We start from the raw sequence: 23,386 nt of genomic DNA, 5'->3' as shown, positions 1-23,386 counted from the left end.
TCTCATTCACTCAGTCTAACTATATTTTCTGGTTTTCATTTTTTAACGAATCATAATCATGAGTCAGTCTACAACTTATTTCTCGAATGCTGACCATTTTCATACACAAAAATCGCGGAAAATCAACGATTCCAGTCTAGTACTTTATTTTTTCTGTACACCAAGCAGCAAAATGAAACAATTGCAGTCTTTACACAGAATTTGCTGACGGAATAACAACAAACAGCTATAGCTGCTCAAGTCCTGAAAGACTTGCTTGCCGTGCAAGATATGAATGACAACTTGCTGCGTCAGCTTGTCTTTTCTGATAATAGGAAGGTTCCATCTCAACTCTCTCCTATGATTACAGGACAAGGTGAACATATTGTCATCGTACTGAATACATCAAAAAACACAAATATCGGCACCTACGCCTGAATCACTCGAGAATCAACCACATCATTAGCAGCAGTAACTTCGATGCTGCTATTACCGTTCAAACAGGTGGAATGCCCATCGTGTTAGGCGATGTGAAGGATGAGGTCATGTCTACCATGGCACTTATGCTTGCAATATCCGTAGTGCTTATGACAATCGTGCTGTTCCTAGTCTTCCCAGTTCGCCGTCGCGTCATGTCGCTTATGGTACATACTAATTATGCCCTGATTTCCTCACTAGCTACTTGCGGCACGACTGAATTTCGCTGCTGTAATAAGAAGACCGCAAGTCCAGTCAAAATGAGTACAATCCCAATGCCTTGCTGGAGTGTGATACCCTCATCCAATATGAAATAAGCAAGGATGCATGTTCCGACCGTCTCTCCTAAAATGCTCATCGAAATGACGGACGTACTAAGCCATTTCAGCAGCCAGTTGAATATCGTTTGACCTAATATCGTTGCAATGAAGGCGAGTCCAAAAAAGGACCACCATGTTGGAGCGGAATAATCGAAGAAGGATGCTTGCTGACTCAAGGAAAAGAAACTTAACAAAAGCGCACTGCTTGCATAACCAATGATGGAGTAAGGGATGAGTGACAGCTGTTTGCGAACATGCTTCCCAATAAAAAAGTAAGCCGTAATTACACCCGCCGCAATAAAAGCAAGAATATCGCCGAATAGCGCTTGTCCACTAATTTGGAAGTCCTGCCATCCGATGACCAAGCTGCCCGCAATAGCCACCAGACAGCCAAGAATAGCCCCTGTTCGAAAGCGTTCCTTAAATAAAAAGTAGCCTCCAGCCATAGAAAACAGCGGCTGCAGTGTTACGATAACTGTCGAGCTTGCGACCGACGTGTAATTCAAAGACTCAAACCACAACACATAATGCGCGGCTAGAAATAAGCCCGACAGCATTCCAAATCCCCATTGCTTCTTCGATAGTGAACGTAATTCTCTCCTATTCTCTTTGTTCACGAGAAGAAACGGCAGCAGCATAATCGCTGCAAAAAACATCCGATAAAACGCTATAATACCCGCAGGCGCATCGGCTAACTTCACAAAAATCGCAGAAGTCGATAAAGCGAGTACGCCAAGAAATAATGTGGCATAAGACATAAGCGGTGATTTCAATGCTGCTCCCCCTAAACAATGTTGATCAACCATACAAAAGTTCTTGTCACATGTAAGTATAATGAGAAGGGCGCATAAAAAATAGTAGGGAGAAACTGAACTATGGAACAATTTCGAAAACAGTGCCTTGGTTAACGTCGGTTACTTTTGTAGAGCCATAAACCCCTAGATATAACCTGGATTGACTCAGATTCGTGCCTAAACTTACATAATAAGCGGATTGAGACCCAAAATCATAATCGGTTTCAATAACACGAAAATCACTTAGTTTGCAATCCGTTCTAGCCCTGGTATAAGCTAAAACCCCTTTAACTGGAGGGGGAGATCCTTCATTCCTGGCAAGATCGGTAAACACAACGCTTCCCGTTAAACCGGGAATTTCATTTCCCAAATATGCCTGGACTCCAGTAAGTGCAGTACCTCCAAACTTATCGGTTCGGGGATCCTTATGAAAATAACTAATTAGAGGCGGAAGACGCCGCACTGAAGTTGTTATTGCTTCATCGTAATAAGAAATTGTTTTCTCATCCAAAGCCGGATCTGCAGAACAGCCTGTTAGAAGCGAAGTAGGAAAAGCGCCTTCCCACCCTCTCCAGCCAAAATTAATAAATCCTTCTTGATCAAGTACAGAATTCGCTAAAGAAGCTTGAACAAGCTGAGTAACCGGTATTGGTTTATAGTGAATGAATGAAAAAATCGACTCTACGAGATCCTGTCCGACATTTCCTACGTATTTGATATACTGATTATGATAAAGCCTTTGAAAAGAAATGCCCGGTATATTGCGGCCTCCTTTGGCCATTACCGTAAGCGTTTCTTGAATAGATGCGGGTAGCTCATTAAAACGTGTAACGACGGGCGGATTATCGATAAATGTAGGTTTGGCGACATCGATTTCAATGATTTTTCCCGCGATTTCCATATTATTTTGGCTTAAATGAAATGGATCATAGCCTGATCCGCCATCTCCGGTTGTCAGAACAAGTTTTCCTGTTTCAGGTGAAAAGTTTAAGCTATTGACGCCGTTATGATTTAAAAAGGGTCTTCTTATATTCAGTAATGTCCGGCGTCTTTGAGGTTCATCATTCGAATGTAGAATCCATTCTTCAACTGTATCTATATGATCATATTGAGTTTCTCTATTAAGCCACTTCAAGTGTAAGGTTTTAGAATCACACGGGTTCGGCTTAAAAGATTCAAAAGAACCTGGAAGAGCACCTGAACCTTGGGTTCCAGCTACTGAATAATGGAGATAAAACAGGCCATTGTAATAAAATTCAGGATGAAATGCCAGCCCTATCAATCCCCGTTCATCATACCCGCCACTAGAGGCACCTAATTTTAGGATTCGTGAGCGAATATCTAAAAAAGTCCTTACCTCCCCGTTTCCTATGTAAAAAATCTCTCCTACCTGGGTTGCAATAAATAATCTTTCCATTGAGTCACCCGGAAGTATAGCCGTTTTCAAAACAGTGGGCATATTCAACTTACTTACAATGGGGCGTAAACGAACCTTAACTTTTTCCAAATAACTGTACCCTCCTTCTTATTATTTTCTTTTATAAGAATATGATTATAACGGTTCTATTAGTATCAAATTAGAGCAGCCTCCGATCGAAATACATCTTGCATGGTAAAACCAATATGTCGAGGATTTTTTACACCAAAAGAAAAGTCCCGATGAATAAATCATTCATCGGGACAAACGAGTCGATATTTTTGATGTTGCAATTAGTTTCTTTTGTAGACTTCTAAAATATAATCATAAAATCTACTGGAATTGTTCTCTACACGAATAAAATATTCATGGTCTTTAGTCAACTTTTCACTAAATTTCAATTCGTTGCGCGAGTCCACTTCTCCGCTCGTAATCTTCTTTCTATTGGCATCATACAGGGTTACTTTTGCTCCCTCAACAGGAAGCTCAATGTTAGCAGCGCCAAAGTCAAATGTAAAGAATGCAGTCTCGGGAGCCTTAAACTTAAAATAGTCGTACTCGTCATCACGGGATGCTTTACCGTTAATCATGGTATGGGTTTTTAGAGGGAATTCATTAGCACGCTTAAACGCATCGTTATTTTCAATCTCATTAAAAAAATCGATCGCTGCAAACGCTGGCGTGGACATGCCAGCTACCATAGTAAGCCCCAAAATACCTGCTATAATCTGTTTTTTCATAAATCAATGACCTCCCAAAATAATTTGAAGCATAAGGAATCTGAGTTGTCGTTCTATCTATCATTTTACGTTTCATACAGGCTCCCAACTAGGGCAGCATTATGACATGATTCACTGAACATTTTTACTTCTTTTATAAAATGAGTAAACTCAAACAAAGAATATGTAAGCCCGAAGCTCGTCATGAGACGAAATCGACCGGTAAATGCCGAGCTCCGGGTACATCAAGTCATATCAATGCGATAGCAAGCAATGTGAACAAGCTCAGCGTTAAGATTTCGTCATTGAAGAAAGGAAAGAAGCCAGATGTTCTCACTCCTCCATAATTCGCTTCGGGACGCAAATAGACATTTTGAAAATCTACCTTGACTATCGTCCCTCGATATTCTTTACGATCCACCGTTAGAATACGAACTTTCTTGTTCATACAGTGCAAGCAATTATAATATGCTTCCATTCTTGTTCCCCTCCCTCCTATACCTTATGACGCGAATCCTTGTGGGACACGGCGAATATGCATTCTAGCGAGAGATTTTTCGAGCCCTTCGCTGAGTTAGAATAGGTAAAGGAAGGCGGGCATACTGCTGAACCCCTATACTTATCCCTTCATTTTCTTCTTAAAGCTTACCACTGCAAGCATGAACAGCGCCCACCAATACACTATTGTCTAGCGGTCTTGGCATTCATATTGTTCAAATTCTCAATCGTTGCTATCTTGATACATAGGCATACGATCGTGATTGCCAGTTCAAGCTCTTGTATGGTCGGGAATGAAGGCGCAATTCGAATATTTCGATCCCGCGGATCCTTCCCATAAGGGAATGTGGCGCCCGCTTTCGTTAAGATAACGCCTGCTTCAGCAGCCAAAGCGACAACACGATCAGCGCAGCCGTCCAACGTATGTAAGCTGATAAAGTAACCCCCGTTGGGCTTGCTCCATGTGGCAATATCCAAACCGCCCAGTTCAGCATCGAAAATGGTCAGCGTTTTTTCAAACTTCGGTCTTAGAATCGCCGCATGCCGCTGCATAAGCTGCATCGTTTTTTCTGTATTTTGCAGAAATTGAAGATGCCGGAGCTGATTGATTTTGTCTGGACCAATGGTCTGTGCGGCCATTTGCTTTTTCATATGATTGATATTCGTGAGACTCGCAGCCATTGCGGCCACGCCGGCGCCTGGGAATGTAATCTTGGAGGTCGAGCAATACATGAAGACACGATCAGGGTTCCCGCTAGACTTACAGGCAGACAGAATATCTTGAAGCTGATCGGGCGTATCCGTTAAATGATGAATGATATAGGCATTGTCCCAGAAAATGCGGAAATCATTTGCCTTTGTGGTCATGGTAGCCAGTCTATGGACAACCTCATCTGAATACGTAATCCCTTCCGGGTTGCTGTATTTCGGAACGCACCAGATTCCTTTTATCGCATCATCTTGTCTAACAAGCTCCTCAACTCGATCCATGTCGGGACCGTCCTGATTTATATCGACTGGAATCATTTCGATACCGAGAGTCTCACATATCGCAAAATGCCGGTCATAACCCGGACTCGGGCATATAAACGCAATTCGGGGCAGCTTCCCCCATGGCCGATCACTGCCGCATACACCGAACAGCATGGCTCTGCTTATCGTATCGTACATCATGTTTAGGCTTGAATTGCCGCCGACAATGACCTCATTCGTCGCAACCTGCAGCAGCTCGGCAAACCATCTTTTCATATCCGGAAGCCCATCAAGTCCGCCGTAATTCCGCAGATCTGTATTTCCGTCAAAATACGCTTCCTGCGTCAATGGAAAGAACAGTTCATTCGATAAATCCAGTTGTTCAGAGCAAGGCTTGCCCCTCGACATGTCTAATGAAAGCTTTTGCTGCTTAAATGCTTCATACCTGGCCATGAACGAAGTGAACAAAGCTTCTCGTTCCTCAAGGCTTATGTTGGCAAATTGGTTCATGCAAATCCCTCCCTATAGTAACCATCATAAAAATAATCGAAGCGATATATGCTACTGTTTTCTTCTTCGATATCAATTCAAAAGTCTGTTATTTCCCCAAGTGAAATTCCCTAGTATTGGAGGAAATTTAATGCTATAATTTAGGTGTTTTACATCAAATGATTAACTTTTAAATGGGAAGGAGTGAATACCTGATGAAAAAGAGAGCTTTGAAAAACCTATCCTTCGGTATCGGGTATTCTACTGCTGTTTTCTTCTAGAATTCATGGGGACGGGATACGTCTGTCCATTTTGAAGGAAATGAACGAAAACCATTTAAAAGGAGATATGATTAATGACACAAACCAATTCTATCGTTTCCAGATATAATCCTGAATCGATTGCAAAGCCGGTTGGAGAGTACAGCCATGTAACCAAAATTAGCAGAAATTCAGAACTGTATGTTTTTTCTGGTCAAATTGGAATCGATCCAAGCAATCACATTCCCACTGACTTCAATGAACAAGTAACGAACACGATGAGCAACATTGTTGCCATCCTTGCTTCTCAGAAGTTGACGCCTGATCATGTCGTGAAAGTGAATATTTGGGCGACGGAAGAAATCGACTGGAATCATTTCGATGCGGAGTGGAATAACGTATTCGGCGCTACCCCTCCTTCCATGACGATCGCCTATGTGGCTGGATTGGGTCTTCCTGAATTAAAAATTGAATTGGATGTATGGGCCGCAGGTTGATAGCCGGCTCCTCTCATTTGAATATGACAATCCCCCTCAATGAGGGGGATTTTTTGTTGCGTGTGCTCCGCCATTCCGCTCAAAAAGCTCAGCATAAATGATACGGCGGGCCTTGATGTAACCTATGCGCAAATAAGAGAAGTTATCGTTTATCGTACACCTTCACCTTGCACTGCTTTCGTCTTCAAAGTACGGTTCCATACAACCTGCGTTCCGTTCTTGATCACACCAAACGTGTGGTTAATGCCGAAGTGATATGGCAAGTAAGCTAGATTCGGCGCATCGAAAATGGTCAAGTCCGCCCGCTTGCCGACTTCGATAGAGCCGATGTCTGCTGCACGTCCGATCGCAGCGGCTGCATTCAACGTGCATGCCGTCAGAATCTCTTCAGGCTGCATTTTCAAATTCAAGGATGCCAGCATGATGATGAGTTGGATCGATTCCGTCGGGCATGAGCCCGGATTGTAATCGGTTGAAAGAGCGACAGGCAGCCGGAACTTGTCGATCATGTCGCGGGCACGGGCATGCTGGTCCAGACCAAGATTGAAGGTCGTTCCCGGAAGCAAGACCGGAATCACATTACCTGCGGCCAGACTGGATAATCCTTGATCGGTTGTCATTACCAGATGCTCTGCTGAGATCGCTCCCACCTCTTGGGCTAGCTCAGAACCGCCTAATGCTACAATTTCATCCGCATGAATTTTCGGAATAAGTCCATAGCGCTTGCCTTCCAATAAAACTCGACGCGACTGCTCCACATCGAATACGCCTTCTTCGCAGAAAATATCGCAAAATTCCGCCAGTCCTTCTGACGCGACCGTTGGAAGCATATCTCGAATAATTATGTCTACAAAATCATTTGTTCGACCCTTGTACTCTGCCGGAATGGCATGCGCTCCCATGAAGGTGGATACAACGTCTACGGAATGGTTCTCCTGCAGCCGACGCGCTACACGCAGTTGCTTCAGCTCCGCATCCAGAGATAAGCCATAGCCGCTCTTCGCCTCAATCGTCGTTACGCCCTGAAGCAGCATTTCATCCAAGCTTCGATGCGCCTTGTCGTACAGTTCTTGTTCGCTCCATTGCCGCGTCGATTTGACGGTGCTTAAAATTCCGCCTCCTTGCGCCAAAATATCCAAATACGGCACGCCCGAGCGCTTCATCGCCAGCTCATGCTCGCGCGATCCTCCATGGACGAGATGAGTATGAGGATCGACCAGCCCCGGTGTCATAATGCGGCCGCCCACATCAAGCGTTTCCTTAATCATTGCTTCTTCAGCTGTTAAAGCTGCCATCACTTCATCCTTCTGCCCAACCATTACGATTCGTCCCTGGTCAATGGCAACAGCCGCATCTTGTATTTGACGAACGCGGCCCATTTCTTCTCCGCACTTCGGCACCCTGCCTTCTGGCGTGTATAAGCATCCGATTCCCGTTAGCAGCAAATCCGTTTTTTTCAAAGAAAGCAACCTCCCTCGTTGTGCAGCATGTTCGACATTGACATGTATGTGTATATTAAGACTGCTGGCGCATTGGAATGCTGATTCCGTGCAGATCCGCAGTCGCAACCGCTTCATCATACCCTGCATCTACGTGGCGAATGACACCCATGCCCGGATCGGTTGTCAAAACGCAGCGCAGCCGTTCCGCCGCTTCCTCCGTCCCGTCGGCAACGACAACCATGCCGGCATGCAGGGAATACCCCATGCCGACGCCCCCGCCGTGATGCACAGATACCCAAGAAGCCCCTGCCGAAGTATTGATGAGTGCATTCAAAATCGCCCAATCGCCTACTGCATCGGAGCCGTCCTTCATGCCTTCCGTCTCGCGGTTCGGAGATGCGACTGAGCCGCAGTCAAGATGATCGCGGCCAATCACGATCGGAGCGCTCAACTCGCCAGATTTGACCATCTCATTGATCGCAAGGCCGAACTTGGCGCGTTCCCCATAGCCAAGCCAGCAAATGCGGGCCGGCAAACCTTGAAAAGCTATTCTCTCCTGCGCCATCGTAATCCAGCGGCGCAAATGATCATTTTCCGGGAATAGCTTCAATACGAGTTCGTCTGTCTTGCGGATGTCCTCTGGATCGCCCGATAAGGCAGCCCAACGGAACGGCCCCTTGCCCTCGCAGAACAGCGGACGAATATAGGCGGGAACAAAGCCCGGGAATGCAAACGCATCTTGCACGCCTTGGTCGAAGGCAACTTGCCGTATGTTATTGCCGTAATCGAACACGACAGCCCCCTGCTTCTGCAGATCAAGCATCGCCTGAACGTGAACTGCCATGCTGGCCTTGGCCAGCTCGATATAATGCTTCGGATCGCGGGTACGCAAAGCTGCCGCTTCCTCCAAGCTGTATCCAGCAGGAATATATCCGTTCAATGGATCATGAGCAGACGTCTGGTCAGTTACGAAGTCAGGCTTGATGCCGCGGCGGACGAATTCGGGAAAGATCTCAGCCGCATTGCCAAGCAGCCCAATCGATAACGATCTTTTCTCATCAATTGCATGCCGAGCAAGCTCCAGCGCCTCATCTACATTTTCAGCAAGCACATCGCAGTAGCGCGTTTCAATGCGGCGCTCAATCCGAGAACGATCTGCCTCGACTGCGATGACAACACCATCATTCATCGTTACAGCGAGAGGCTGAGCGCCGCCCATGCCGCCCAGGCCAGCCGTTAATGTCAGCGTGCCGCGCAGCGAACCCCCCGCATGCTGGCGGGCCGCTTCCGCAAACGTTTCATATGTGCCTTGGAGAATGCCCTGCGTCCCAATATAAATCCAACTGCCAGCAGTCATCTGGCCGTACATCATCAGCCCTTTGCGTTCGAGCTCACGGAAATGTTCCCAATTCGCCCAGTTAGGCACAAGCACTGAGTTGGACAAAAGCACGCGCGGTGCCCGCTCATGGGTGCGAAATACACCTACCGGCTTACCGGATTGGATAAGCAGTGTTTCATCGCTCTCCAGCCGCTGCAGCTCGCGGACAATAGCTTCATAGGAAGGCCAATTGCGGGCCGCTTTGCCAATTCCGCCATAGACAACCAAATCCTCTGGCCGTTCTGCTACCTCTGGATCCAAATTGTTCATCAGCATGCGCATGGCCGCTTCCTGAACCCATCCTTTGCATGTCAGCTCCTTGCCGCGTGGTGCACAAACGCTTCTCTTCACTTGATTCATCTTGTTACGCCTCCTTTTCATATGAAACCATTTTTATAATTAAGCAGATTAATATAATGATCCGGTTATGCTCTCTGCAGCATACAGGAAATCACCCTTGCTAAGTGCGGATGCTACTGCTTCAATTTCCTTGCCAAGTGAGCGGTCTATCGTTACCGGAGGTACGATTTTGCGCACCAAGTCGAATACTGAACGCGTCGCTGGTGCCAGCTTATCAGCCCCTCTGAATTCAGCGGCTTCCGCCGCGCAAATCAGTTCAATCGCCAGCACCTTGGCTGCATTGTCTACGACTTGGGCTGCATGCCGTGCGGCTGTCGTACCCATGGATACATGGTCCTCCTGATTGGCAGAGGACGGAATCGAGTCCACACTCGCTGGATGAGCCAGCACCTTGTTCTCAGAGACGAGCGATGCGCTGACGTACTGCGGAATCATCATGCCGGACGCTATTCCGGGCTGATGGCTTAAAAATGCCGGAAGACCGCCGGATAATGCTGGATTGACAAGCCGCTCCGTGCGACGCTCCGCAATATTGGCCAACTCGCTCATGCCGATTTTTAAGAAATCCATTGCAAACGCCATCGGCTGCCCATGGAAATTGCCCCCGGAGATGACCGTTCCCTCTTCTAAAAATAAGAGCGGATTGTCTGTTGCCGCATTCATCTCGACGTTCAGCTTATCTTCCACATAGGCAAGCACCTGACGCGATGCGCCATGAACCTGAGGCAGGCAGCGCAAGGAATAGGCATCCTGCACACGAATATCACCTTGCTTCGTCGTCAATTGGCTGCCTTCCAGCAATGTTCGCAAATTAGCTGCAACGCCAATCTGCTCCGGATAAGGCCGGACTCGCTGAAGTTCATCCGCGAAGGCATCCGTAATTCCATGCAGGCATTCCACCGTAAGGGCAGCAACGGCATCCGCCGTCTTGGCAAGCCGCAGTGCTTGCACATAAGTCAGTGCGCCGATTGCCGTCATAATCTGTGTCCCATTGATGAGTGACAATCCTTCCTTGGCTTGCAACTGAACCGGCTTCAAGCCTGCCGATGCCAATGCCTCATAGCCTGACATGCGTGTCCCGTTATAGACGGCCTCGCCTTCTCCCATCAGCACAAGCGCCAAGTGCGACAGCGGAGCCAAATCCCCGCTAGCGCCTAACGAGCCTTGTTCGGGAATAACCGGATGCACGCCCCGATTCAGGCAGTCGACAAGCAATTGAAGCGTTTCCAGACGAATGCCCGAAAAACCTTTGGACAAGGCATTTGCCCGCAGCAGCATAATCGCGCGTACCGTCGACTCTGGCAAAGAAGAGCCTACCGCACATGCATGGCTGCGAATTAAGTTAGCCTGCAGCTCGGCAGAGTCCTCCGGTGAGATCATGACATCGCTGAACTTGCCGAACCCGGTCGTAACTCCGTATACCACTTTATTCGCATCGACGAATTCCTCGACCATGTCCCGGCATCGCACGACACGCTGTACCGCGTCAGCGGCAAGCACAACTGGTGCATAGTCATAGGCAATCGCAACCAGTTGGCGAAGCGTCAATTGTCCTCCATCCAGTGTAATAGGCCCTGTATGCTCCTCTTGATGCAAATGTTTAACCGCCAAAACCATCCCTCTCCTTTCTTGCTTTACCAAAAGAAAGAGGCTGTGCGGAAGTTCTTATCTTCCACACAGCCTCTTGTTCAAAAAGGGCGACCTATGAAATTGCTTATCCCAGTAACAATGATGAACGCGCCTCACTCTGCATCGCCCTTTCATTCGAAATAGATAGGCAAATATATCCATTCCTTTAACTATTACATTTGTATGCAGTTCTGTCAAGAAAGTTCTTACTGAATGTTCAGCATTCGATCCAGTGCCTTGATAGCATCGACCTTAATTGAGTCTGGCACCGTAATGACGCCTACCGGCTTGCCGGCTTCAATTTGCTCTAGCGACCAGAGCAAATGAGGCAGGTCGATCCGGTTCATCGTCAAACATGGACACATATGCGGATTAAGCGATTCAATCTGCTTATCAGAGTGAGTATGAATGATGCGGTTCACCAGATTCATTTCCGTGCCAATAGCCCACTTCGTACCGGATGCCGCTGCATTGATCGTATCAATAATGTACTTTGTCGATCCCGCATAATCGGACAGCTCGACGACTTCGCGTGAGCATTCGGGATGCACAATAATCTGCACCTCTGAGTCCCGCTCCCGGATGCTGCGAATATTGTCTACCGTGAACTTCTCATGAACCGAGCAATGCCCCTTCCACAAAATGACCTGAATGCCCTGGACATTCTCACGATCCGTTACCAGTTCATTGCCCTCTGGATCCCACACCGCCATATCGTGAAGTGGAATGCCTAGCTCATAGGCCGTATTGCGGCCAAGATGCTGATCGGGCAGAAAAAGAATGCGCTCCTTCTGCTTGAAGGCCCATTCCAGCACTCCCTTGGCATTGGACGAGGTCACTGTCGCGCCGCCATGGCGTCCGACAAATGCCTTAATCTCAGCCGAGGAATTGACATAAGTCAACGGAATAATGGTATCTCCATAAATCGCTTGCAGACGCTCCCATGCCGCTTCCGTTTGCTGCATGTTAGCCATATCAGCCATCGAGCATCCAGCACGCATATCCGGCAGGACAACCGTCTGGCTCGGGGCCGACAGCATGTCAGCCGTTTCCGCCATAAAGTGTACGCCGCAAAATACGATGTACTCGGCATCGGTTATTTGCTGAGCCAGTTGCAGCGAATCGCCAGTAATATCCGCAAACTGAATGACTTCATCCTTTTGATAATGATGACCCGGAATTAACAGTCTGGAGCCAAATTTCAGCTTAATGTCACGCACCCGACGCTCCATTTCTTCCACGCCCAACTGCTTATAGCGTTCTGGCATCATTGCAGATCCAACAAGTAGTGCGTCTAAAATAGACATTGTCTCTCTCCTCCTCCCGATTACTTATCCAAGCTCAACATTCATGCTGATGTCCAAGTTGGATACAGAATGTGTTAAAAATCCAAGCGAAATATAATCCACGCCGGTTCCTCGGAACTGCGGAAGTGTGTGCAGTGTTATCCCGCCAGATGCCTCGGTAACGATGCTTGATGGCGTTAATGATGCAAAATGCTTCACCTCTTCCGGTGAGCGATTGTCGAACATGATGACGTCCGCCTCTGCAGCAACGGCCTCCAGCAGTTGCTTTTCCGATTCAATTTCCACTTCAATTCGAATCATATGTCCCGCACATGAACGCGCCCGCTTGATTGCTTCCGTGATCGAGCCGCAGGCCGCGATGTGATTGTCCTTGATCATAATGCCGTCATACAGTCCGAAGCGATGATTGTAGCCCCCGCCTATGCGAACCGCATATTTATCCAGCATCCGCAGGCCCGGCATTGTCTTGCGCGTATCACAGATTCGGGTATGCTCGTCATCAAGCAGTTGGATCGCCTTATGTGTCTGTGTCGCAATAGCCGACATCCGCTGAAGCAGGTTCAACACAACCCGTTCTCCGGTCAATAGTGCGGCAGCGGGCCCTCTCATAACTGCTATCGCTTCTCCATTAGACAATGAATCGCCATCCCGCTTCTTCAAGGACACTTGAATGTCATCCGACATCAATCGGAAGCCTTCCGTAATGATTTCTGTTCCTGCGAGCAAGCCTGTTGCTTTGCTGCGAATGACAGCTTCACATTGTTCACCGTCAAATAGGAAAGATGAAGTCTGATCTCCGCTGCCGATATCCTCTGCATAGAAGGACTCCAGCAGCCTTCTCAACTGAAAACGTTCCAAGATGGCATGATCCTTTCATTTACAATGATTTGGGTTCCTGATTGGGAATGCACAATCTGCTTGCTGCCCCATCGTCTATCATCCCGTTCTGGGAAGTCGCTTCGGAAATGAGCACCACGACTTTCCTCCCGCAGCAGGGCTGATTTCGTAACAAGGCAAGCCAACTGCCATAGGTTTGTTAACTCCAGCTGATCCCTTGTGATTTTTTGCACTTTGATTGCCTGTGACGGCATATTTTCCAGCCACTGCTTCATGTTTCGCAATTGATCCTGATTCCGTTCAATCGCTACTGCTGCGGTCATCCTGCGTTGAAGCTCAGCAAGCGTCATCTCCGGAACCTGAATGGATATCAGTTGAGATGTCACCTCGCCACCAGCCGTTTCGACGAATTCGGTTGCTGTTGTTGTAGCTACGCTATCTGCTTCAACTGCTGTTGTTGTAGCTGCGCCATCTGCTTCGGCTGCTGCATCTGCTGTATCTGCTCTAGCTGCACCAACCTCGGTTGCTCCAGTTCTAGTTCCCACTTCGCTTGCTTCTGATCCCTGTCCCCCCATCTCACTGATCCTTCGTGCTGCTCTACGGCCTGAAACCAGTGCTTCCAATAGCGAATTGCTTGCCAAACGATTCGCCCCATGCAGTCCGTTGCATCCCGCTTCTCCAATTGCAAACAGTCCGCGAACCGCGCTCTCTCCCCATGCATCAACTTGAATGCCACCCATTAGAAAGTGCATGCCCGGCGCAACTGGAATGCGCTGTTCCTCTAGATCAATTCCTGCCTCTTCACATAGACGGGTAATGCTAGGAAACCGACTTCGAAAATCATTGCATGCCTGAATATCAATAGATACGTGATGCCCAAGCTGCATTTTTTCATAAATTACCCGAGCAACCACATCGCGCGGAGCCAGATCCTCTAGTTCATGTCGGCCCTTCATAATCCGGCGTCCATGTTCGTCAATCAGCACGCCCCCTTCGCCGCGCACCGCTTCAGACACGAGCCCATAGCTGCGCCCATCCTTCACGAGAAGCGTCGGATGAAACTGCATAAATTCGAGATCTGTTAAGGCAGCTCCAGCACGATAAGCCAGCATTAATCCATCCCCGGTTACAACCTGATGATTGCTGTGATGACAATAGAGACTGCCGCAGCCGCCTGTTGCCAGCACGACTTGATCGGCATACAGCGTCACGATCTGCCCCTCCTTGTCTATGAGCACAACACCTTGGCAACGTCCATTCTCCACCAGCACATCCACAACCGTAACAAATTCACGGAACTGAATATGACTAGGCAGCTCCCGCAGCAAATACTCCACCAGCCTTCGGCCAGAAGCATCACCGCCAGCATGGAAAATCCGATTTGCACGATGAGCTCCTTCACGCCCAAGCATCAGCTTGCCATGGTGATCACGGTCAAAAGGGAACTGTTCGTCCACTAGCTCCATCATGATCTTCTTGCCTTCTCGAATGACAGTCTTCACCATGTCCAAGTCGTTATGCCCTGCTCCAGCCGTAAGCGTATCTGTGATATGACTGAACTCCGAATCATCTGGCAGATAGGAAGTCGCTATTCCCCCTTGCGCAAGGAATGAATTGCTGGCTAGCACCTTTTCCTTTGTTAATACGGTTACCTTGATATGCGCAGGCAACGAGGATGCGAGAGACAATGCCGCTGCTCCTGATCCAACTACAATGACAGATTGGTCTACGATTTTCATAGCTCTTCACTTCTTTATTTATTGGATTACGTACTAAGGACGTTTACAATGATAACGTTCATACTTTTACATGTGTCTTTACACCTGTATTGACATTGAATCTGATACCACCTTACAATAAGCTCAATCAGTTTGCAAGCAAGGATTTGCATATAAAAGGGGAATCAATACGTTGATCTACTTGGATTACGCTGCTGCCGCGCCTATGGATGAACGTGCAATTCGCATGCTTAACGAATTGAACCGCGAAGTGTACGGCAACAGCTCTAGTCTTCATGATGCTGGCGGCCGTGCAGCATATATATTGGAATATTGCCGTGAGAAGCTGGCGAACATGATCGGCGGTGTTACTGAGGGGGTATATTTTACAAGCGGAGGATCAGAATCGAACCTACTATCCCTTCAATCGATCTTGAACGGCTTGCCAGATTGCAAGAAACATCTGATCACAACGACAATGGAGCATGCCTCTATTCGCAACGCCATTCCATATCTAGAACAGCTAGGGTACCGTGTGACCCTCATTGAGCCAAATGAAAGAGGCATCATTACGAAAGAAATTCTTGAAGCGTCCTTGGAATCGGACACAGGCTTGGTATCCATCCAGCACGCCAACTCCGAAACGGGGATTGTTCAGCCGCTGGCCGAGCTATCGCCTCTTCTCAGCACCCGAGGCATCTTTCTGCACAGCGACATGGTTCAGACCTTCGGCAAGCTTCCGATTGATATCCGGAAGCTTGGGGTGGATGCTTGCTCACTATCCAGTCATAAAGTACATGGCCCTAAAGGTGTGGGAGCAGCCTATCTTCATCCACATGTTCCTTGGCAGCCCATCCTTCCAGGAACCAGTCATGAACGCGGCTTCCGTGCGGGCACAGTCAATGTTCCCGGTATCGGCGCCTTTATTACAGCGGCTGAACTTTGCGTGGAGGAACTGGCGCAACGGACGGCACACTTCCGCTCGCTTCGCAGCTATCTGTTCACGCAGGCAGAACATCTCCATATTCCGTTGGTCTGTGTCATGAGTGAGAAGAACGTAGACATTGTCCCCCATATCGCCGGGTGTCTCTTTGACGGAATGGAGGGCCAATATGTTATGCTAGAATGTAACAGGATCGGAATCTGCATTTCTACTGGAACGGCCTGTACAGCAGGCCATCATGAGCATTCGCCTTCCCTTGCGGCTATTGGGTTAAGTAAGGAAGACGCGCTCCGGTTCATCCGCATTTCCTTCGGCAGATCCACGACGATCGAACATTTGGATCGCATGCTGACATTGCTTGCATCCTTGAAAGGAGCGAAGCCGATTGGCGAATAACACGAAGCTGACAGGCGACGAGCGACGAGCCAAATTGCTGGATTGGCTGAAGTCCTCCTCCCCGCTAACGGGAACCGAACTGGCCCAACGAGCCAAGGTGTCACGCCAAGTGATCGTACAGGATATGACCTTGCTTAAAGCGCGTAATGAGCCTATTCTCGCGACCAGCCAAGGGTACGTATATATGGATCATGACAAAAAGGATAACGCCGCGTTGTATGAGCGGGTGATTGCTGTTCAGCATACGCCGCAGCAGAGTGAAGAAGAATTGCTGCTCATTGTCGATTATGGCGTGAGTGTTCAGGATGTTATTGTAGAACATCCTATATACGGACAAATTTCAGCACAAATCCGTGTAAACACCCGCAAAGAGGTATATGACTTCATGCGAAATATTCGCAGCAGCGGAGCAGCCTTCATCTCTGAGCTGACGAACGGCGTACACTTGCATACATTGACCTCACCAAGCGAAGAGCGATTGGATGAAGTGTGCGAGGCGCTCAAAGAAATAGGTTTTCTCATAACGGATTAGAAACAGAATCCAGCGCCCAAACGAATAGCGGCATAACAAGGAGCAATGAACCTTGTTATGCCGCTATTACTATTTACACTTTTTTCATTACCGCCAAGCGAACTTTCGAACGAACTCCTTATTATAATGCAGGCAATTGTGATCAATTTCGTACGTCATTATTGCAGCCAACTCATGGTGACGGGAGATACATACGTCTCGATCAAGCTTGCAACAATAAACAATGAGATCATTAGGCCCAGCAGCCACGCAATCCTCAACCCTTCCTGCTTCCAATCAACCGATTGCTTGGTTCTTACGTATCGAAGGAGCCAGTTAAAGGGCTTCAGTCCTATGGTACAAGCTAATATGATCGCCGGAATCTCGAAGATGCCATGAGGGGCCAACGCCGCAATAATTGCCGCCGCAGAATAATGAGAGGCAGACAACATAGCGAGATAGCCTAACATAAAACCGTTGAATAGCGTAAGAAGAACGGAAGGAACGGATAATAGAATCCCGCTGGCTGCAACGAGAAGCCCTGCACCGATATTGTTCGCCGCAATTTGGTACCATTCATAGTGAAAACCAGTCAGCAGATTTGCTTTTTCCAAATGAATCTGATTTCCAATGAATAGACTGAGTGCAATGCCTACGGAGAACCATATTGCCGAGGCTCGGATTAGCGTCTTCTCTTCTTGCCAAATCTTCTTCCAGAATGTTCGCACATAACCCCCCCTTCCTCTACCATTGTTCCAACCAAGTACATCATATGTAGAAATACGTGAATGCGTGTTAGATAAAACTGCAGCTAAGCTAGCTATATAATCGGTCGTCCCAGCAAAAAGAAGCGCACCCGATAACGGATGCGCTTCATATCGTAGAGCCTGAAAATGCCTTACAATACAACGGCAATATTGCTTAAGCCTGCGTTTACAAGAAACAGAATCAGATCTTTGACAGGCTCAAGAATTGGCGGCACAACGCCATTCAGGATCTCTTCCAGCACCTTCTGGGCCTCTGCGAGATTAATTCCCAAGATAGAAGCGATTTGAAATACTGCCATGAGTATCACCTCCTCTTGCCTTTCTAAGATTACTATATTCAGAGGTTGTCCCTTTGGTTACTGAAAATATGAAAATCAAACGAGTTTACATAGTTTCAGGGATTGGTATACCTCAACACGGGAACTAATGATCACAAAAAGGACTGTCCATAGTAGATGAACTACTATAGACAGCCCTCGGTCTTCATATCATATTCTCAATATTAATGAAATGGAGAGTAAAACGAATACCTTTTCTTCACCAAGCATCAATTGTTCATGCTACTCTATCGTGATGCGCAGAGATACCTTTTTGCCGCCGTATGAAAAAGTAATCACGGACTTCCCTTTGCTGACTGCGGTGATCGTACCATAACTCGCGGTTGCCTTGCCATTTGACTTCGACTGAGCAAGTGAAGTTACATCAGACGTGTTGCCGCTGCTGTAGATCGCCTGTACTCGATAGCTTGTCGTGTGATTCGGAGCAAGCTTCGTCGCAGATGGCACAACCGTCAGCTTCTTCAATTTAGGCGTGACTTGAACCGGAATTTCAAAAGTGCGATCACCGTACACACCAACGATTCTCGTCGTGCCTTCTGCAATTGCTTTTACACCCGAAACCGTCGCCTTTGCAACTTGATCATTGCCGGATTTCCACGCTACCTTTCCTGAAAGCGACACTTTTTTGCCGCTCGACAAAGTGCCGATGACTTTGATAGGCTTCGTCGTTCCCGCTCCCATTACGATAGACGAAGGTTGAACATCGATGTTTACCATGTTCTCCTGCAGAGCAACGGGAAGGGTTGTCCCTTTGCCCCCGTAATACAGCTTTACACTGGCGCTTCCTTTTGGCTGTCCCACCGCTGTTACGACACCGTTTCGAACCTCAATGCCTTGGCCTGATGCTTTCGCCGTTACCAGTGAAGTAACATCTCTTGTACTCCCGCCTGCAAAGACCGCTTGAACGGAAAAAGTCGCAGACTTCCCGGGAGACAGCGCCATCTTCGCTGGGGTTACGATTAGCTTTTTAACCGTAGCGGTAACCTGTACGGAAATATCGAACCTTTGCGAACCGTACACGCCTGTAACGATCGTGCTGCCTTCCGCAACGCCCTTGATCGTTGCCCCGCTCATTTTCACAACTTGCTCGTTGCCTGACCGCCATTGAACCTTCGTTCCGAGCGATACTTTTTTCCCATTAGAGTTGTATCCGTATACCTTTATCGCCTTAGAGGAACCCGCACCTAAAGTGACTGATGTGGACGGATCCACGTCATATCTCGCAAAATCCTGAACGGAACCAGTCTGATTGCCGTATGTTGCCGACACCGCATTGCTCAGAGCTTGTATACTTGTTGGGTATGATAATGCCGAGATAATCATCGAACAAACGACGAGCCACCCCATACCGATGCGTCCTTTTCTTAATTCAAATACTGACTTCATAACTTCTCCTCTCTCTCAACGTTTCTTTATGTATAGCTAACGATTAGACTATAATGGGTTCAAAAAAGTTTACCCGTCCAATTATTTACTATATTACTTATAACGGCTACTTGTAAGAAAAAATGAACATACCGAAGTCCTGAGCATGTCAAAAAGTTGATGAAAATTACTTGTTGGCACAAAAAAAGAACCCATTTTGAATAAAGACAAATTCAAAATGGATTCCTTATTTTAATGAACGTTCCGTTTACATAGTAGTTAATTACTTATGAAACATTACACGATCTTCTAACGGTTTAAATTCTTTGTCGCCTGGTGTGGCTGTTGGATTACCAAATGGCATTTGTGCAATAAGCTTCCAATTGTCAGGGATATTCCATTCTTTTTTCACTTCATCATCAATTAGTGGATTGTAATGCTGTAAAGATGCTCCTAACCCCTCTGCTTCCAATCCTGTCCACACTACTAATTGGTGCATAGCTGATGCTTGGTTTGACCAAATTGGGAAGTTGTCAGCATATGCAGTAAATTGTTCTTGAAGTGATTTCACTACAGCCTCATCTTCAAAGAATAATACGGTACCATAACCTGCTTTGAAGGAATCCATTTTTTGTTGTGTTCCTGAAAAGTCTCCATCACCAACTACTTTTCTCAATGCTGCCGTTGTAATGTCCCATAATTTATTATGTGCCTCACCAGACAATACAACCAAACGTGAAGATTGCGAATTGAAAGCTGACGGAGTGTGTTTCACTGCAAATTCTACGATTTCTTTAATTCTTTCATCTGATACTTGTACCTCTTTATTGATTCCGTAGTAAGTACGTCTTTCTTTAAGCGCAGTGTAGAAATCTTTTGTCATCGTTTTTTTCCTCCTAAATTCGAATATCCTTCAATATCGATTATCTTGTGAAAACATTGTAATTGAATTGAATACATCATTTTCGATACTTTTTCATCGATCCCCAATTAATGTATCCTGCGTGTTTCACATTTATACAAATATGAAGAGCAGCTACTTGGATAACTACACTTTATCTTGGGTTAAAGTATCTCTAATTCGAGATAATTATATAAAATAAAATGAATTTAGTCAACAAGAAAGAAAAATGACTTCTGAATTTGAATTTTAGGGTCTAACGTCTTGCAAAAGTGGAATACAAAAAGACATCTCTAGAACGAGATGCCTTTTTGATAAAAGAATCTATTCGCCGACCCAGTCGAGTTTCACTTTGCCGTCATATTTTTTGACGAGGAGATTAGTAGATATTGAATCACTTTTATTTTTTCACTACCGGAATCCATACCTCACAGCGGTAGTCGTCCGACCATGGATCCCCTGGAGGATACAGTTCGAAATCTGGAATTTCGGCTTGCTCATAATCTGTAGCAGGGAACCACTCCTGATAGATGCGATTCCATACTTCTTGAATGGCTCCAGGCATTGGACCAATCGAGGTAAATACGGCCCACGTCGCAGCTGGAACTTGAATACATTCAAACTCACTGTCTGATTCCGTCCAATCGGTCTCTACTGCAATTGCATAGTGAAAGACCTCCCCACCCTGCTGCGCGCCATAGCACATGCCTAGAGTATCTTGATTTTTGCCCAATGCAGCAACTTTTGCGACGGTTCCATCCGCGTGACTATCGCGCCAAAACTTCGGAATCTCGATCAAATTCTCTCCCTCTTTCGTGGTCGTCTGGATCGATTTCCCTACAACGGTGAACGACTTTCTCTGTACAATTCTATATTCCATTTCTTTGTCTCCCTTCAGTGATAGGTGAAAGGAAATACGAGGAAAGGCCTTCAGCTGAACACCCGAATTTCGAGCCTCAGAGGGCGAGATGCCGTGCAGCTTGCGGAACGCCTTAGAGAACGATTCTGGCGAATCGTAGCAATACTTCATCGCGACGTCGATCACTTTAGAACCACTCATGGCTAACTCTTGAGCCGCCAAGGTTAAGCGCCGTTTCCGTACGTACTCGGCCACGGTCATACCTGTCAGCATATAGAACATTCGCTGAAAGTGATACGGAGAGGAATACGCCGCCTTCGCAAGTTCCGCCATATCCAAAGGCTCCTCCATTTTCGCTTCGATTAAGTCAAGCGCCGACATCATTCGATTTAGCCATTCCATTCGCAATAGCTCCTCTCTGAGTACAGAATATCAAGGCTGCCCCTTGCTATCCTGTCATTCTGTGCGATCATGTGACAGATCTCTTATCTGTCCGTATCATTATCCCTGCTTAACCCCAACGATATCAACTTATACAATGCCTGAATCATCGAATTAGCTGCAGACATGAGCAAAGGTTCGAATTTAGTTTAGCCAGCAATCCATCATTTTGCGAACGTATTTGCGTGGAGTTAATTGTTCTCCGCTTTGCACCTGTTTCTCATAATTGGATTGGAACGCAGGCTGACGGGCAAGATGAATTTAGCGTTTGATAGTGGGAAGGATAATTATTGTTCCTTTGAAACTAATAAAAGTTATGTTACTTTATATTATATAGTATCATATGAATAAAGGAGGCGAACACGATGACCGATAAACCGGTTGTTGATCTGGAAATTGGAATCAGCACTTTTTTGGAAGCGTCGACGGATCCGGTGACCGGTGAGCGCATCAGTCATACCGAGCGACTACAGCGAGCAGTTGAGGAGATGGTTCTCGCCGATCAAGTTGGACTAGATGTCTATGGCATTGGCGAACATCATCGGTATGAGTATGCTGCTTCGGCCCCTGCAGTCATTCTGGCGGCAGCGGCGGCCCAGACGAAGCATATTCGGCTGACCAGCGCCGTTACCGTCCTGTCCTCAGACGATCCGGTACGCGTTTATCAGCAGTATGCTACACTGGACGCCATCTCGAATGGACGTGCTGAGATTATGGCAGGCCGCGGCTCATTTGTCGAATCCTTCCCGTTGTTTGGGTACAGCCTGAATGATTACGAACAATTGTATGAAGAGAAGCTGGAGCTTCTGCTCGCTATCCGGGAATCGGAGAAGATAAGCTGGCGTGGAAGCCGCCATCGCGCAGCCATTGATAATCTTGGTGTGTACCCTCGAGCTGTCCAGAACCCTCTTCCCGTCTGGATTGCCACCGGCGGCAACGCGGAATCATCTGTCCGGGCCGGTACACTTGGATTGCCGGTTGTTTATGCGATCATAGGAGGCATGCCGGAGCGCTTTGCGCCGCTTGTCCAGCTCTATAAGAGATCTGCCGCTAAGGCTGGACACGATGTAAACAAGCTGCAAATTGCCACTCACTCGCACGGGATTGTAGCTGATTCTGCAGAGAAGGCAGCCGAGCTGCTGTTCCCGGGAACACAAGCCATGATGAACAAGATCGGACGTGAGCGTGGCTGGGGAGCTCAGTACACACGCGCAACCTTCGATGAAGACTCCAAATTGCGTGGTTGCTTATATGTTGGCGATCCAGAGCACGTCGCTGAAAAAATCGTACTGCTCCGCCGCAACCTGGGTGTGACGCGCTTCTTCTTACACTGTGACGTCGGTTCAATCCCTCACCGTGATATCCTGCGTTCGATTGAACTGCTCGGAACCAAGGTTGCGCCGCTCGTACGCAAGGAACTGGCACGTACCGAGGGCAAAGCGTAAGACTTAATGGCGATCCGCTCTATAGTCTTTTTAACGAATGATAAGGAGGCTCGCCCGGAAGAATGCCGGGCAGCCTCTCTTTGCATTTCTTCTTAAGTATTTGGTTCCTCCAGTTGTTTAAATAGTGGCGAAGGCAAATCTTCGGGTTTAATTCTATATTTGATCATAATCCCCTCTCGTCTCCAAGGGGGATCTCAGTTATGCCTCGGCCGGCATACAATGCATTTTGTGAAAAAAAGAACAATTTGGCTATTGATTTGTGAAATAAATCACAGTACACTGTAATTGTGAAATATGTCACATTAATATTCAACCATTTGGTTTTTC

General features: G+C 47.1%; 20 protein-coding genes. 4 read left to right on the top strand and 16 right to left on the bottom strand.

The window, feature by feature from the left end; genetic code table 11:
- Positions 1-634: 634 nt before the first annotated feature.
- The 5 genes from ACQ5BJ_RS12190 to ACQ5BJ_RS12170 form a co-directional block, all read right to left on the bottom strand.
- Complete coding sequence (locus ACQ5BJ_RS12190; protein WP_430110890.1) at positions 635-1,549, bottom strand: DMT family transporter; 915 nt, start codon at positions 1,547-1,549, stop codon at positions 635-637.
- A 100-nt stretch (positions 1,550-1,649) separates the two neighbouring features.
- Positions 1,650-3,077: a PQQ-dependent sugar dehydrogenase gene (locus ACQ5BJ_RS12185; protein WP_430110893.1), complete on the bottom strand. Its 1,428-nt coding sequence runs from the start codon at positions 3,075-3,077 to the stop codon at positions 1,650-1,652.
- Positions 3,078-3,280: 203 nt separating this feature from the next.
- The gene (locus ACQ5BJ_RS12180) at positions 3,281-3,727 is read right to left on the bottom strand and encodes a hypothetical protein (protein WP_005544303.1); all 447 of its coding nucleotides are present in this window, start codon (positions 3,725-3,727) and stop codon (positions 3,281-3,283) included.
- A 229-nt stretch (positions 3,728-3,956) separates the two neighbouring features.
- Positions 3,957-4,184 (bottom strand): hypothetical protein, encoded by a 228-nt coding sequence (locus tag ACQ5BJ_RS12175; RefSeq protein ID WP_430110896.1) that lies wholly within the window; start codon positions 4,182-4,184, stop codon positions 3,957-3,959.
- Between the two features lie 203 nt (positions 4,185-4,387).
- Entirely contained in the window at positions 4,388-5,686 is a 1,299-nt protein-coding gene (locus ACQ5BJ_RS12170) for an aminotransferase class I/II-fold pyridoxal phosphate-dependent enzyme (RefSeq protein WP_430110898.1), read from the bottom strand.
- Between the two features lie 334 nt (positions 5,687-6,020).
- Between ACQ5BJ_RS12170 and ACQ5BJ_RS12165 the strand changes: the two genes are divergently transcribed.
- On the top strand, positions 6,021-6,422 hold the full coding sequence (locus ACQ5BJ_RS12165; RefSeq protein WP_005544344.1) for a RidA family protein: 402 nt from the start codon (positions 6,021-6,023) through the stop codon (positions 6,420-6,422).
- Positions 6,423-6,571: 149 nt separating this feature from the next.
- Here the strand turns inward: ACQ5BJ_RS12165 and hutI are convergent, their stop codons facing one another.
- The 6 genes from hutI to nadB form a co-directional block, all read right to left on the bottom strand.
- A complete protein-coding gene (gene hutI, locus ACQ5BJ_RS12160) occupies positions 6,572-7,882 on the bottom strand; it encodes an imidazolonepropionase (RefSeq protein WP_262866444.1) in 1,311 nt (436 codons plus the stop codon).
- A 55-nt stretch (positions 7,883-7,937) separates the two neighbouring features.
- The gene (gene hutU / locus ACQ5BJ_RS12155) at positions 7,938-9,602 is read right to left on the bottom strand and encodes a urocanate hydratase (protein WP_430110902.1); all 1,665 of its coding nucleotides are present in this window, start codon (positions 9,600-9,602) and stop codon (positions 7,938-7,940) included.
- A 48-nt stretch (positions 9,603-9,650) separates the two neighbouring features.
- Positions 9,651-11,219, bottom strand: a complete 1,569-nt coding sequence (hutH, locus tag ACQ5BJ_RS12150; protein ID WP_430113399.1) for a histidine ammonia-lyase — start codon at positions 11,217-11,219, stop codon at positions 9,651-9,653.
- 218 nt (positions 11,220-11,437) lie between these two features.
- Complete coding sequence (gene nadA, locus ACQ5BJ_RS12145; RefSeq protein ID WP_268599413.1) at positions 11,438-12,538, bottom strand: quinolinate synthase NadA; 1,101 nt, start codon at positions 12,536-12,538, stop codon at positions 11,438-11,440.
- A 24-nt stretch (positions 12,539-12,562) separates the two neighbouring features.
- Positions 12,563-13,396, bottom strand: a complete 834-nt coding sequence (gene nadC, locus ACQ5BJ_RS12140; protein WP_171414861.1) for a carboxylating nicotinate-nucleotide diphosphorylase — start codon at positions 13,394-13,396, stop codon at positions 12,563-12,565.
- Positions 13,378-15,114 carry an L-aspartate oxidase gene (gene nadB / locus ACQ5BJ_RS12135; RefSeq protein ID WP_430110908.1) on the bottom strand — a complete coding sequence of 579 codons (1,737 nt, stop codon included), beginning with the start codon at positions 15,112-15,114 and terminating at the stop codon, positions 13,378-13,380. Before nadB ends, nadC begins: the two co-directional genes overlap by 19 nt.
- 172 nt (positions 15,115-15,286) lie before the next feature.
- On the opposite strand from nadB, the gene ACQ5BJ_RS12130 reads away from it, so the two are divergent.
- Both ACQ5BJ_RS12130 and ACQ5BJ_RS12125 read left to right on the top strand, forming a co-directional pair.
- Complete coding sequence (locus ACQ5BJ_RS12130; protein ID WP_430110911.1) at positions 15,287-16,432, top strand: IscS subfamily cysteine desulfurase; 1,146 nt, start codon at positions 15,287-15,289, stop codon at positions 16,430-16,432.
- Positions 16,422-16,964 (top strand): transcription repressor NadR, encoded by a 543-nt coding sequence (locus ACQ5BJ_RS12125; protein ID WP_005544352.1) that lies wholly within the window; start codon positions 16,422-16,424, stop codon positions 16,962-16,964. The genes ACQ5BJ_RS12130 and ACQ5BJ_RS12125 overlap by 11 nt, the downstream gene beginning before the upstream one ends.
- A gap of 158 nt (positions 16,965-17,122) precedes the next feature.
- On the opposite strand, the gene ACQ5BJ_RS12120 is transcribed toward ACQ5BJ_RS12125, so the two are convergent.
- The 5 genes from ACQ5BJ_RS12120 to ACQ5BJ_RS12100 form a co-directional block, all read right to left on the bottom strand.
- On the bottom strand, positions 17,123-17,671 hold the full coding sequence (locus ACQ5BJ_RS12120) for a stage II sporulation protein M (RefSeq protein ID WP_289355216.1): 549 nt from the start codon (positions 17,669-17,671) through the stop codon (positions 17,123-17,125).
- Between the two features lie 170 nt (positions 17,672-17,841).
- Positions 17,842-18,009 carry a hypothetical protein gene (locus ACQ5BJ_RS12115; protein WP_005544354.1) on the bottom strand — a complete coding sequence of 56 codons (168 nt, stop codon included), beginning with the start codon at positions 18,007-18,009 and terminating at the stop codon, positions 17,842-17,844.
- Between the two features lie 261 nt (positions 18,010-18,270).
- Positions 18,271-19,434, bottom strand: coding sequence for a hypothetical protein (locus ACQ5BJ_RS12110; protein ID WP_005544355.1), 1,164 nt, complete (start codon positions 19,432-19,434; stop codon positions 18,271-18,273).
- 262 nt (positions 19,435-19,696) lie between these two features.
- Entirely contained in the window at positions 19,697-20,296 is a 600-nt protein-coding gene (locus tag ACQ5BJ_RS12105) for a nitroreductase family protein (protein WP_005544356.1), read from the bottom strand.
- A gap of 418 nt (positions 20,297-20,714) precedes the next feature.
- Positions 20,715-21,575: an AraC family transcriptional regulator gene (locus tag ACQ5BJ_RS12100; RefSeq protein WP_430110917.1), complete on the bottom strand. Its 861-nt coding sequence runs from the start codon at positions 21,573-21,575 to the stop codon at positions 20,715-20,717.
- A gap of 404 nt (positions 21,576-21,979) precedes the next feature.
- Here ACQ5BJ_RS12100 and ACQ5BJ_RS12095 point away from each other — a divergent pair, with 404 nt between their 5' ends.
- Entirely contained in the window at positions 21,980-23,059 is a 1,080-nt protein-coding gene (locus tag ACQ5BJ_RS12095) for an Atu2307/SP_0267 family LLM class monooxygenase (RefSeq protein ID WP_005544358.1), read from the top strand.
- Positions 23,060-23,386: the final 327 nt, after the last annotated feature.

The organism is Paenibacillus sp. B1-35, from assembly GCF_050474385.1.
Taxonomy (GTDB): Bacteria; Bacillota; Bacilli; order Paenibacillales; family Paenibacillaceae; genus Paenibacillus_B; species Paenibacillus_B alvei.
Note: the sequence above shows the minus strand (reverse complement) of the source record. Positions and strands in the feature narration are given on the sequence as shown.